Raw genomic sequence first — 12,590 nt, 5'->3', positions numbered from 1 at the left:
GTATACTGCGATGACGTTAGTTTATTCTGAGTTGTTTTGATTATGCACCATGTTGTCTCAGCGACCACTAATCCCGCCAAAATTCAGGCAATTCTGCAGGCTTTTGACGAGATTTTCGGCGAAGGATCCTGCCACATTGAGTCCGTCTCCGTCGAGAGCGGCGTGCCGGAACAGCCCTTCGGCAGCGAGGAAACGCGCGCTGGCGCACGAAATCGCGTCGCCAATGCGCGCCTCGCCCAGCCCCATGCCGATTTCTGGGTCGCCATCGAAGCCGGAATTGACGATGACAGTACCTTTAGCTGGGTGGTCATCGAAAGCGCCAGCCAGCGCGGAGAAGCGCGCTCAGCCACGCTGCCGTTGCCTGACGTTATTCTTGAGCAGGTTCGCGCTGGCGAAGCCCTCGGGCCGGTCATGTCGCAGTATACCGGCATCGATCAGATTGGTCGTAAAGAGGGAGCGATTGGGGTTTTCACCGGCGGCAAATTAACCCGCAGCAGCGTTTACCATCAGGCGGTCGTGCTGGCGTTAAGCCCGTTCCACAACGCTATTTATCGCTAGCCAACAGCGTCTGCTCCAGCCACTGGCGCAGCTCAACCGGCGCCGACTTCAGGCTGTTGGACCCGCGGGTAATGGTCGCAATGCCGGCACCGAGCTCATTTTTCAGCTCGCGCTGGCTCATCTCACCGCGCAGCAGCTCTTCGATAATGCGCACCCGAGTCCCCAGCGCTTCACGCTCATCAGGGGTCAGCATGAGCTGCAGCAACGGTAGATGCAGATCCTGCGCATAGGCCTGCTGTAGCAGCGCCACAAAGCGCAGCCACTCCTGATGACGTTGTTCGGCAACGGCCGCGGAATAGGGAGATTGTTGGGTCATATCGCGCCACCATATTGAGACGGGCAGCTTACGCTGCCCGTCGAATGTACTCATCAACGAGTACAAAGCATAACATACTTCCCGGCGATCAGTAACGCTGCCGCCACTCCGCATCGCTGAAGAGCTTATCCTGCTGACCCATAAAGTAGCGATAGTAGGCGTCATAGGAGAGGACATTCTTCACGTAGCCGCGTGTTTCCGAGAACGGAATACTCTCGACAAACGCCACGGCGTCGATCCGTCCGGCGCTGTTCCCCTGCCAGGTGCGTACCCGACCCGGCCCGGCGTTATAGGCCGCCGAGGCGTAGATGCGGTTATTACCGAACTGCTGGTAAACGTACTGCAGATAGCTGGTGCCGATGTTGATGTTGGTTTCCGGATCCAACAGCTGCGACGGGCCGCTGTAGCCGGGAATGCTGAACATGCTGACGGTATGCGTCGCGGTGCCCGGCATAATCTGCATCAGCCCGCTGGCGCCGACCGGCGAGCGCACTTTCGGGTTCCAGGCGCTCTCCTGGCGGGCAATCGCCATCGCGTAGCTCTGCGGAATATCTTTACCGCTGATATAGCGGGCAAACAGATCGTTATAGGCCAGCGGGAAGCGCTCCTCCAGCTGATCCCACAGTTTTCCGGCGATCGTCGCCTGCACGCTCAGATCCCACCAGTGTTGATCAAAAGCGTAACGCGCGAGCTGCGCCTGCTGGGATTTACTACGGCTGGTGACCAGGTTCGCCCATTCAGTGCGCGCGGTGTTATCCATATTCCAGTACATCAGCTCGCGCACCCGGGCCATCTCCGGACCGGAGGCCAGCGCCGGATCGAGCGTGCCAATCGCTTTATCAATGCGGAAGGTATACTCCTCGCCGAGACGCTGCGCAGCGACCATCGGGTAGAAACCCCGCTGCTGCATCAACGACCGGAGGATCGCCTGCGCTTCCTCGTCCCTGCCGCGCTCCAGCAACAGATCCGCCTGCCAGTAGCGCCATTCGTCTTTCTCTTTCGCCTCCATCGGCAGGCGCGCCAGCCAGGTATTCAGACCATGGCGATCGCCCGTCCCCAGCGCCATCCGTACCCGCCGCTCCACCAGCGGCGTGGACTGCGAGCGCATAATCGCATCGTCGCGCCAGATGGCCTGCTCTTCGGTCACATCGTTCCCCATCAGGCGCCAGGCGACAATATCGCGTAGCTCCTGGGTCTGATCCTCATTGAGCTGCTGGGCCTGCACCAGCGAAGGGATCATCAAACGGGCATTTTCCACATCCTGACGGGCGACGCTGGCGAAAGCGACGGCGGCCATCTGGCGGGTAAAGTCCGTCGCCCCGGTGGTGCGGGCAAAGGTCAGAACGCTGTTAGGATCGTTAGCCAGGGCGACCACGGCGCTGGCGATGCTCTGGTAGTTGGCAGGCATCTGCTGGGCCAGCGATTTCACCAACCCAATATTGCCGGCCTTCATCGCCAGGCGGATCCGTTCGAGATAGGCCAGCGGATCCTGTTGGCCGGAGTCGCGCCAGGCGCTGAACAGCGGTTCACAGGCGCCGGGCTGGTTCTTGCCCGTCAGCCAGAGCTCTTTCGCTCCGCTCCAGGCCTCCTGCGACTGACCCACGCTCAGTTTGGCGTAGTAGTAGTTGCACTGCGCCTCGGTGCTGGTCGGCTTATCGGGGCTAAACGCCAGCAAGCCGCGCCAGTCGCTGCGCCGGGCCAGTTCATTCACGAAACGCGAACGTAATGAACGCGCCGGGGGCAGCGTCGGGTTGGCGTCAATAAAGTTTTTCACCACCAGCGCCGGCTGGTTCATCAGATCGTCGGTAATCTGCCGGTACTGCAAATAGGGATACAGGGGATAGGTGCTTAACGTGGGCATCAGCTGGTCAACCACATCCATCTGCCGGTTATCCCACGCCTGCTTAATTTGTGCGTAGCGGCTGCGCTGTTCATCCAGTGAATCCGCATGCGCCAGCTGACTCAACGCCAACAGACCAACGCTGGCAGCCAAAAGATGCCACGCCATTTTTTTGGCTTTTTCCACAAGCTCTTCCTCTTTCAGGTGCATTTTCGCAGCATCGTGCCGCTTAAAAGCCCCTGCCGGTTCGGCAGGCGGCTTTACTTATGCTAATCAGACAACGCTAAACGCGCCATGTCCTGAACATTTTTTTACGCTTCTGTGAATCCTGTCGCCTCGCTGGGATTAGCGCGCGAAAAAGGCTACACTTCGGCTTTGAACTATCTATCAAAATAGAAAGAGGCGAAGTCCAACGTGGCTCAATTCGTTTATACCATGCATCGTGTCGGCAAAGTGGTTCCGCCGAAACGTCATATTTTGAAAAATATCTCCCTCAGCTTTTTCCCTGGCGCGAAAATCGGTGTGCTCGGTCTGAACGGCGCCGGTAAATCTACCCTGCTGCGCATCATGGCCGGTATCGACACCGAGATCGAAGGTGAAGCGCGTCCGCAGCCCGGCATTAAAATCGGCTACCTGCCGCAGGAGCCGCAGCTCAACCCGGAGCACACCGTGCGCGAGTCCGTGGAAGAAGCGGTCGCCGAAGTGGTTAACGCGCTGAAGGGTCTGGACGAAGTCTATGCCAAATACGCCGAGCCGGATGCGGACTTCGATAAGCTTGCCGCACAGCAAGGCAAGTTCGAAGAGATTATCCAGGCGCACGACGGCCACAACCTGAACGTGCAGCTGGAGCGCGCGGCCGACGCCCTGCGCCTGCCGGACTGGGATGCGAAAATCGCTAATCTTTCCGGTGGTGAACGCCGCCGCGTCGCGCTGTGCCGCCTGCTGCTGGAAAAACCGGATATGCTGCTGCTCGACGAACCGACTAACCACCTCGACGCCGAGTCCGTCGCCTGGCTGGAACGCTTCCTGCACGACTTCGAAGGCACCGTGGTGGCGATTACCCACGACCGTTACTTCCTCGATAACGTCGCCGGCTGGATCCTCGAACTTGACCGCGGCGAAGGTATTCCGTGGGAAGGCAACTACTCCTCCTGGCTGGAGCAGAAAGATCAGCGTCTGGCGCAGGAAGCTTCTCAGGAAGCCGCACGCCGCAAATCCATCGAGAAAGAGCTCGAGTGGGTACGCCAGGGCGCGAAAGGCCGTCAGTCTAAGGGCAAAGCCCGTCTGGCGCGCTTTGAAGAGCTTAACAACGTTGAATACCAGAAACGTAACGAGACCAACGAACTGTTCATTCCGCCAGGCCCGCGTCTGGGCGATAAAGTTCTGGAAGTCAGCCATCTGCGCAAATCCTACGGCGACCGCGTGCTGATCGACGATCTGAGCTTCTCGGTACCGAAAGGCGCTATCGTCGGCATCATCGGTCCGAACGGCGCGGGTAAATCCACCCTCTTCCGCATGATGTCTGGCCAGGAACAGCCAGATTCCGGCACCATCACCCTGGGTGAAACCGTTAAGCTGGCTTCCGTCGATCAGTTCCGCGACGCGATGGACAACAGCAAAACCGTGTGGGAAGAAGTGTCCGGCGGCCTGGATATCATGAAGATCGGCAACACCGAAATGCCGAGCCGCGCCTACGTGGGCCGCTTTAACTTCAAAGGCGTCGACCAGGGTAAACGCGTTGGCGAGCTGTCCGGCGGTGAACGCGGTCGTCTGCACCTGGCGAAGCTGCTGCAGGTCGGCGGTAACGTCCTGCTGCTCGATGAACCGACCAACGACCTGGATATCGAAACCCTGCGCGCGCTGGAAAACGCCCTGCTGGAGTTCCCGGGCTGCGCGATGGTTATCTCGCACGACCGCTGGTTCCTTGACCGTATTGCCACCCACATTCTGGATTACCAGGATGAAGGTAAGGTGGAGTTCTTCGAAGGTAACTTTACCGAGTACGAAGAGTACAAGAAACGCACTCTCGGCGCCGACGCGCTGGAGCCGAAGCGAATCAAGTACAAACGTATCTCAAAATAAAATGCAAAAAGGCAACGCAAGTTGCCTTTTTTAATGTTTGCTCCCTCTCCCTGTGGGAGAGGGCCGGGGTGAGGGCAAGGTAAAAGTAAAAAGGCAACGCAAGTTGCTTTTTTAGGGTTTGCTCCCTCTCCCACCGGGAGAGGGCCGGGGTGAGGGCAAGGTAAAAGTAAAAAGGCAACGCAAGTTGCCTTTTTTAGGGTTTGCTCCCTCTCCCTGTGGGAGAGGGCCGGGGTGAGGGCAACAGCCCGCAGAGGATCTACCCCTGCTCCCCCATCAGCTGCTTCACCAGCTCGACGCAGCGCAGGAAGCGCGTATCGTAGTCCGACTCCTTAACATGGACGAACTCGATCTCATTCTCTTTCAGCAGCGACACCAGCAGCGACTGAAACTCTTTACGATCCACGGAACTCCCAAGACTGCGTAACCCATCAGCCACCCACGGGGTGTTGTTCTCCAGCAGAATCACCAGGTCAAAGCGGTATTCATCAATCAGCGCCTGCACGAACGGGTGCTCACGCCCCTCGTACTTCAGACAGAACGCCTGAGTGCTGACGAAGTCGGTATCGATAAATGCCACCTTGTTGGCATATTTCACTGCGAAATCAATATACTGGGCATGACCGAGGGCAATTTTATCGTAATCAGAATACTGGAGCGCCATCTCATCGCCGCCGAGATGCGAAAAGACATAATCCCGGCCATATTCCCAGGCGCTGGTAGTATTGAAGATATTGGCGAGCTTATTGACCAGCGTTGATTTACCGCTCGACTCGCCGCCGAGGATCGCCACCGTCCGCACAAAGAACGGTTTCACTTCCGTCGGAATATATTCCCAGTAGCGGAACGGGTTCTCGCGGATCTGGCCGCCGCTAATATTCATAAAGGTCCGCTTAGGATCGATAAGCACCGTCTCGATCCCCAGATGCTCAAGGTACTGCGGCGCATCGGCCTCTTCCGAGGTATAGATCCGGTTCGGCTCGATCCCTTTTTCGCTCATAAAAGCGCGGATCCCATGACTCCACACATCCCAGCCGTGCGGATAGGGCTCCATCCCCTCTTCATTGAACGCATGGATGCGAATATTCTTCTGATATTTAAAGGTCTGTAGCAGCCAGCGCAGGCGGTCAGGCACCGTTGGCTGCTGCGACATGGCGCTCTCTTCAAACAGCTCGCGGTCGCGAGTATCGTCGTAGCCCATGATGATATGCAGCTCATCGACCTGGCTACAGGCGCGTTGAATCAAATAGATGTGCCCGGTATGCAGCGGGTAAAACTTACCAAACACCACGCCGACGCTTTTCTGTCGGCGGGGAAACTCCAGCCCGAGGAAGCGATGCAGCGCTTCAAGCTTCTGCGCGCTCGGGCTTTTGATTTTGGCGTTCAACAGCTGGCTGAGATACCCCTTGGTCATCCCGCTGGCTTCCGCCACCTGCTGCAGGGTACAGCCTTTCTGCTTTATGGCGCTTTTTAAATAGTCAAATGACGACATCGCTAATCTCCTTTTAACTTATTATAAGTCGTCAAAAACGCTTAGCGCGTCTGAAAGCTTTTTCACACCAAAGATTTGCATGCCTTCCGGCACTTTTTTCGGCACATTGGCCGCCGGGACGATGGCGCGGCGGAAGCCATGCTTCGCCGCTTCGGAGATACGCTCCTGACCGCTCGGCACCGGGCGAATTTCGCCGGCCAGCCCCACTTCGCCAAAGACCACCAGATCCTGCGGCAGCGGGCGATCGCGCAGGCTGGAGACCATCGCCAGCAGCAGCGCCAGATCGGCGCTGGTTTCCGTGACCTTCACCCCGCCGACCACGTTGACGAAAACGTCCTGATCGGCCATCTGCAGGCCGCCGTGGCGATGCAGCACCGCCAGCAGGATCGCCAGACGGTTCTGTTCCAGCCCCACCGCCACGCGGCGCGGGTTGGACATCATCGAGTGATCCACCAGCGCCTGGATCTCCACCAGCAGCGGGCGGGTCCCTTCCCAGACCACCATCACCGAGCTGCCGGAGGTGATTTCATCTCCCCGGCTGAGGAAGATAGCGGACGGGTTGCTCACTTCGCGCAGCCCCTGCTCGGTCATGGCGAAAACGCCCAGCTCATTCACCGCGCCAAAGCGGTTTTTGTGGCTGCGCAGAGTGCGGAAGCGGGAGTCGGCATCGCCGTCCAGCAGCACCGAGCAGTCAATACAGTGCTCCAGCACCTTCGGGCCGGCCAGCGAACCGTCTTTGGTGACGTGGCCGACCATAACGATCGCCACGCCGCGAGTTTTGGCAAAGCGCGTCAGATAGGCCGCCGTTTCACGTACCTGGGCGACGCTGCCCGGCGACGACTGAACGTCGGCCATATGCATCACCTGGATTGAGTCGATCACCATCAGCTGCGGTTTTTCTTCATCGGCAATCTGACAGATCTGCTCAATGCTGGTTTCCGAGAGCATGTTCAGGTTCGCCGTCGGCAGCCCAAGGCGATGGGCGCGCATCGCCACCTGCTGAAGGGACTCCTCCCCGGTGACGTACAGCGTTTTCATCCCTTCCGCCAGCTTGCACAAAGTCTGCAGCAGCAGGGTCGATTTCCCCGCGCCGGGGTTGCCGCCAATCAGGATCGCGCTGCCCGGCACCACGCCGCCGCCGAGTACGCGATCGAACTCTTTAAACCCGGTGGAGAAACGCGGCAGCGCTTCCAGGCTGATGTCTGACAGCTTCTGCACCTTCGAGACGCCGGCGTTACCGGCGTAGCCTGACAAACGCTCGTTTCTCGCCACCTGCGGCGACGCGGCGATGCGCATCTCGGTGATGGTATTCCAGGCATGGCAGGCGCTGCATTGCCCCTGCCACCGCGGATAATCCGCACCACATTCATTACAGACAAATGCGCGTTTTGGAGCTTTCGCCACGTTTACCTCTTACTTTTGGTTCATGCTGCCCGAGAGAATACAGAATACCCCCATCAGGTCAGCGTGGCGGATAGTCACTTCCGCCTGTTCATTCACTTTAGGCTTCGCATGATACGCGATGCCAAGCCCGGCAGCTTTAATCATCGGCAGGTCGTTGGCGCCATCGCCGATGGCCACGGTCTGCGCCGTTGGGATCTCATACTTTTCCGCCAGCTTGCGCAGCGTATTGGCTTTGTATTTGGCATCGACGATATCGCCGAGTACGTTGCCGGTAAGCTTACCGTCGCGGATCTCCAGTTCGTTGGCGAACACCGCGTCGAGATGCAGTTTGTCGCGCAGATACTCCGCAAAGAAGGTAAAGCCGCCGGAGGCGATCGCCACCTTCCAGCCCAGCGTTTCCAGCTTGAGCACCAGCTGCGCCAGGCCAGGCATCAGCGGTAGCGCGTCGCGAACCTGCAGCAGAATGTTGGCATCGGCGTCTTTTAGCGTCGCCACGCGCTGGCGCAGGCTGGCGGTGAAGTCCAGCTCGCCACGCATCGCCCGCTCGGTCACTTCCGACACCAGCTCGCCGGTGCCGGCCAGTTTCGCGATCTCATCGATGCATTCAATTTGGATCGCCGTGGAGTCCATATCCATCACCAGCAGCCCTGGGGTGCGCAGATGGGGGATTTTACCCAATGGCGCGACGTCCAGCCCCGCCTCATGCGCCAGTCGCGTCGCACGCGGGGTAAGCGAGCCCGCCAGGCGGATCACCTGGTAATCCTCGACCACCCAGGAGGCGACGATCACTAACGCGGCGCCCAGCTCGCGCTGCCACGCCGTCAGACGGCGTTTATCCAGCCCACGTCCGTACAGCAGCCAACCGCTGCGCCCGGCGTGATAATCCAGCGGCATGACCTCGTCACCGCTCAGGGAAAGCGGCAACCCAGGCCACAGGGAAACGTCTTCAGGCAGGTCGCACCAGGTCAAACTGTTAGGCATTACGGCTCCACATCTCTTCATTCAGGCGAGGAAAATAACGCATGAGGCTACCTTGTAACCAGCGCTTCTGGCAACATTAAGCTGCAAATTTTCAAAGGTGGAATATGGTTCGCGCAAAACTGAAATTCCGGCTGCATCGTGCGGTCATTGTCCTTATCTGTCTCGCCCTGCTCGTCGCGCTGATGCAGGGCGCCTCGTGGTTCAGTCAGAACAGTCAGAAACAACGCAATCCGCAGCTGGAAGAGCTGGCCCGCACGCTGGCGCAGCAGGTGGTGCTGAATCTCGCGCCGCTGATGCGCAGCGAGACGCCGGACGAGAAGCGCATCCATCAGCTGTTGACGCAGCTCACCCACAACAGCCGCGTACTTGACGCCGGGGTATATGACGAACAGGGCGACCTGGTGGCGCGCTCTGGCGAAAGCGTCGAGGTTCGCGACCGGCTGGCGCTGGATGGTAAGAAAGCCGGCGGCTACTTCAACCAGCAGATTGTCGAACCGGTGCCGGGAAAAAATGGCCCGCTGGGCTATCTGCGTCTGACCCTCGATACCCATACTCTGGCGACCGAGGCGAAGCAGGTGGATAATACCACCAATATCTTACGCCTGATGCTGTTGCTGTCCCTGGCCATCGGCGTGGTACTGACCCGCACGCTGCTGCAGGGCAAACGCACCCGCTGGCAGCAATCGCCCTTCCTGCTCACCGCCAACAAGCCGGTTGAGGATGAAGACGATGAAAAGAAAGGAAATCTATAATGTCCACACTGCGCCTCCTGCTTTCTGACTCTTACGACCCGTGGTTCAACCTGGCGGTCGAGGAGTGCATCTTCCGCCAGATGCCCGCCACCCAGCGGGTGCTGTTCCTGTGGCGCAATGCCGATACCGTGGTCATCGGCCGCGCGCAGAACCCGTGGAAGGAGTGTAATACCCGCCGAATGGAAGAAGATCATGTGCGGCTGGCCCGTCGCAGCAGCGGCGGCGGCGCGGTGTTCCACGACCTCGGCAATACCTGCTTTACCTTTATGGCTGGCAAACCGGAGTACGACAAAACCGTCTCCACCGCTATTGTGCTGGCGGCGCTCAATTCACTCGGCGTAACCGCCGAAGCCTCCGGGCGCAACGATCTGGTGGTCAAAACCGACAGCGGCGACCGCAAAGTCTCCGGCTCCGCCTATCGTGAAACCATGGACCGCGGTTTTCACCACGGCACCCTGCTGCTCAACGCCGATTTAAGCCGTCTTGCCAACTACCTCAACCCGGACCAGAAAAAGCTGCAGGCTAAAGGCATTACCTCGGTGCGCGGGCGAGTGGCGAATCTGGTTGAGCTACTGCCGGGCATTACCCATCAGCAAGTTTGCGAGGCGATCCAGGAGGCGTTCTTCAGCCATTACGGCGAACGGGTAGACGCCGAGGTGATCTCCCCGGACAACACGCCGGACCTGCCGAACTTTGCCGACACTTTCGCTCGCCAGAGCAGCTGGGAATGGAACTTCGGCCAGGCGCCCGCCTTTTCCCACCTGCTGGACGAGCGCTTCCCCTGGGGCGGCGTCGAGCTGCATTTTGACGTTGAGAAAGGCCATATCACCCGCGCGCAGGCCTTTACCGATAGCCTGAATCCGGCGCCGCTGGAGGCGCTGGCGGCACGCTTAGTCGGCTGTCAGTATCGGGCTGAGGTTTTGCAGCAGCAGTGTGAGGCGCTGGTCGGCGATTTCCCGGAGCAGAAAGCGGAACTGAAAGAACTGTCGGCATGGATTGCCGGCGCGGTGCGCTGATAAAAAAAGCCGGATGGCGGCTACGCCTTATCCGGCCTACAGATTTGACTCAAGCCCGGTAAACAAAGCGCCACCGGGCTATACCACGCTTACTCCTGGTCGCCCAGCAGTACCGATTCCAGCGCGATTTTAATCATGTCGTTGAACGTGGTCTGACGCTCCGCGGCAGTGGTCTGCTCGTGGGTACGAATATGGTCAGACACGGTGCAGATGGTCAGCGCTTTCGCCCCGAACTCCGCCGCCACGCCGTAGATACCCGCCGCTTCCATTTCCACGCCCAGGATGCCGTATTTTTCCATCACGTCGAACATGGACGGGTCCGGGGTATAGAACAGGTCTGCGGAGAAGATGTTGCCGACGCGCGCGTCAACGCCCAACGCTTTCGCCGCGTCTACCGCGTTACGCACCATGCCGAAATCGGCAATCGCCGCGAAGTCATGGTCTTTAAAACGCAGACGGTTCACTTTGGAGTCGGTGCAAGCGCCCATGCCGATCACCACGTCGCGCAGTTTGACGTCTTCGCGCACTGCGCCGCAGGAGCCAACGCGGATGATTTTCTTAACGCCGAAATCGGTGATCAGCTCTTTGGTGTAGATAGAGCAGGACGGGATACCCATCCCGTGGCCCATTACGGAGATTTTGCGGCCTTTATAGGTGCCGGTGAAGCCCAGCATGCCGCGCACGTTATTCACTTCACGCACGTCTTCGAGGAAGGTTTCGGCAATGTGCTTGGCGCGCAGCGGGTCGCCCGGCATCAAAACTACGTCAGCGAAATCGCCCATTTCTGCGTTAATGTGAGGAGTTGCCATCTTCAGTTCCTTTTATATTGTTGTTTTTGCCGGGTGGCGGCTACGCCTTACCCGGCCTACAAAATAGTAGGCCCGGATCGCTGTGCGCCACCGGGCAATGACCTCAGAACATGGCTTTGCCATATTCCATGTCAGACGTACCAAAGTATTTCGCGATAGTCTGGCCGATGTCCGCGAAGGTTTCACGGTGACCGAGCGAACCTGGTTTCACTTTCGGGCCGTACACCAGCACCGGAATATGCTCGCGGGTGTGGTCGGTACCGGTCCAGGTCGGGTCGCAGCCGTGGTCGGCGGTGAGGATCAGAATGTCGTCTTCCCCTACCAGCTCCATCAGCTCCGGCAGACGACGGTCGAACAGTTCCAGACCCGCCGCGTAGCCGGCGACATCGCGACGGTGGCCCCAGGAGGAGTCAAAGTCGACGAAGTTGGTGAAGACGATAGTCTCGTCGCCAGCTTCCTTCATCTCTTTAATGGTTGCGTCGAACAGCGCGTCCAGCCCGGTGGCTTTCACTTTTTTGGTGATGCCGCAGTTGGCGTAGATATCCGCTATCTTACCGACAGACACCACGTGGCCGTTCTTCTCGTCAACCAGCTTCTGCAGCACGGTCGGCGCCGGCGGTTCGACCGCCAGATCGTGACGGTTGCCAGTACGCTGGAAGTTGCCGGCTTTATCGCCGATAAACGGACGGGCGATGACGCGGCCAATGTTGTAGCCGCCTTCGGTCAGCTCTTCACGGGCGATTTCGCACAGCTCATACAGTTTGTCGAGGCCAAAGGTCTCTTCATGACAGGCGATCTGGAATACGGAGTCAGCGGAGGTATAGAAAATCGGTTTACCGGTTTTCATATGCTCTTCGCCGAGCTGATCGAGGATCACCGTCCCGGAAGAGTGGCAATTGCCGAGGTAGCCCGGCAGGTTGGCGCGTTTCACCAGCTTATCCAGCAGCTCCTGCGGGAAGCTGTTTTCGTGATCGCTGAAGTAGCCCCAGTCAAACAGTACCGGCACGCCAGCGATTTCCCAGTGGCCGGACGGCGTATCTTTACCAGAAGAGAGTTCATGCGCCCAGGCATAGGCGCCAATCACTTCGGCATTGCCATCCATTCCGGCGGCAATTTTACCGGTGGAGCCTTCATGCGCTTTCACCAGCCCCAGACGGGTCAGGTTCGGTAAATTCAGCGGGCCTTTGCGGCCGTGGTCAGCTTCGCCTTTGGCGCAGGCTTCCGCAATGTGGCCCAGCGTATCGGCGCCGACGTCGCCAAAGCGGTCTGCGTCTTCCGTTGCGCCAATCCCAAAGGAGTCCAGCACCATGATAAATGCACGTTTCATCTTGTTCTCCATACAT

Annotated in this window: 11 protein-coding genes; 4 read left to right on the top strand and 7 right to left on the bottom strand. The window is 58.9% G+C overall.

The genetic code is table 11. The annotated features are described in order from the left end of the window. Positions 1 to 42 precede the first annotated feature (42 nt). Positions 43 to 558 carry an inosine/xanthosine triphosphatase gene (gene yjjX / locus GQR96_RS03425; protein WP_004204215.1) on the top strand — a complete coding sequence of 172 codons (516 nt, stop codon included), beginning with the start codon at positions 43 to 45 and terminating at the stop codon, positions 556 to 558. On the opposite strand, the gene trpR is transcribed toward yjjX, so the two are convergent. Together trpR and sltY are read right to left on the bottom strand one after the other, a co-directional pair. After that, on the bottom strand, positions 545 to 874 hold the full coding sequence (trpR, locus tag GQR96_RS03420) for a trp operon repressor (protein WP_004204213.1): 330 nt from the start codon (positions 872 to 874) through the stop codon (positions 545 to 547). The genes yjjX and trpR overlap by 14 nt on opposite strands. A gap of 88 nt (positions 875 to 962) precedes the next feature. Next, positions 963 to 2,900 (bottom strand): murein transglycosylase, encoded by a 1,938-nt coding sequence (sltY, locus tag GQR96_RS03415; RefSeq protein WP_043522404.1) that lies wholly within the window; start codon positions 2,898 to 2,900, stop codon positions 963 to 965. A gap of 228 nt (positions 2,901 to 3,128) precedes the next feature. Between sltY and ettA the strand changes: the two genes are divergently transcribed. Further along, on the top strand, positions 3,129 to 4,796 hold the full coding sequence (ettA, locus tag GQR96_RS03410) for an energy-dependent translational throttle protein EttA (RefSeq protein ID WP_004204211.1): 1,668 nt from the start codon (positions 3,129 to 3,131) through the stop codon (positions 4,794 to 4,796). Positions 4,797 to 5,052: 256 nt separating this feature from the next. Here the strand turns inward: ettA and nadR are convergent, their stop codons facing one another. Genes nadR through serB form a run of 3 tightly spaced genes read right to left on the bottom strand, consistent with a single transcriptional unit; the run spans position 5,053 to position 8,670 of the window. Then, positions 5,053 to 6,285, bottom strand: coding sequence for a multifunctional transcriptional regulator/nicotinamide-nucleotide adenylyltransferase/ribosylnicotinamide kinase NadR (gene nadR, locus GQR96_RS03405; protein WP_004886547.1), 1,233 nt, complete (start codon positions 6,283 to 6,285; stop codon positions 5,053 to 5,055). Between the two features lie 21 nt (positions 6,286 to 6,306). Further along, positions 6,307 to 7,689, bottom strand: coding sequence for a DNA repair protein RadA (radA, locus tag GQR96_RS03400; protein WP_002887800.1), 1,383 nt, complete (start codon positions 7,687 to 7,689; stop codon positions 6,307 to 6,309). Positions 7,690 to 7,698: 9 nt separating this feature from the next. Beyond that, the gene (serB, locus tag GQR96_RS03395; RefSeq protein WP_004886545.1) at positions 7,699 to 8,670 is read right to left on the bottom strand and encodes a phosphoserine phosphatase; all 972 of its coding nucleotides are present in this window, start codon (positions 8,668 to 8,670) and stop codon (positions 7,699 to 7,701) included. 104 nt (positions 8,671 to 8,774) lie between these two features. Between serB and GQR96_RS03390 the strand changes: the two genes are divergently transcribed. Together GQR96_RS03390 and lplA are read left to right on the top strand one after the other, a co-directional pair. Next, positions 8,775 to 9,422, top strand: coding sequence for a YtjB family periplasmic protein (locus tag GQR96_RS03390; protein ID WP_017901229.1), 648 nt, complete (start codon positions 8,775 to 8,777; stop codon positions 9,420 to 9,422). Further along, entirely contained in the window at positions 9,422 to 10,438 is a 1,017-nt protein-coding gene (gene lplA / locus GQR96_RS03385) for a lipoate--protein ligase LplA (protein ID WP_004886541.1), read from the top strand. The genes GQR96_RS03390 and lplA overlap by 1 nt, the downstream gene beginning before the upstream one ends. Before the next feature lie 89 nt (positions 10,439 to 10,527). On the opposite strand, the gene deoD is transcribed toward lplA, so the two are convergent. Together deoD and deoB are read right to left on the bottom strand one after the other, a co-directional pair. Continuing rightward, the gene (gene deoD, locus GQR96_RS03380) at positions 10,528 to 11,247 is read right to left on the bottom strand and encodes a purine-nucleoside phosphorylase (protein ID WP_004886539.1); all 720 of its coding nucleotides are present in this window, start codon (positions 11,245 to 11,247) and stop codon (positions 10,528 to 10,530) included. A 103-nt stretch (positions 11,248 to 11,350) separates the two neighbouring features. Further along, on the bottom strand, positions 11,351 to 12,574 hold the full coding sequence (deoB, locus tag GQR96_RS03375; protein WP_004886536.1) for a phosphopentomutase: 1,224 nt from the start codon (positions 12,572 to 12,574) through the stop codon (positions 11,351 to 11,353). Positions 12,575 to 12,590: the final 16 nt, after the last annotated feature.

Source organism: Klebsiella sp. PCX (genome assembly GCF_021869705.1).
In the GTDB taxonomy this organism is placed as follows: Bacteria; Pseudomonadota; Gammaproteobacteria; order Enterobacterales; family Enterobacteriaceae; genus Klebsiella; species Klebsiella quasipneumoniae.
Note: the sequence above shows the minus strand (reverse complement) of the source record. Positions and strands in the feature narration are given on the sequence as shown.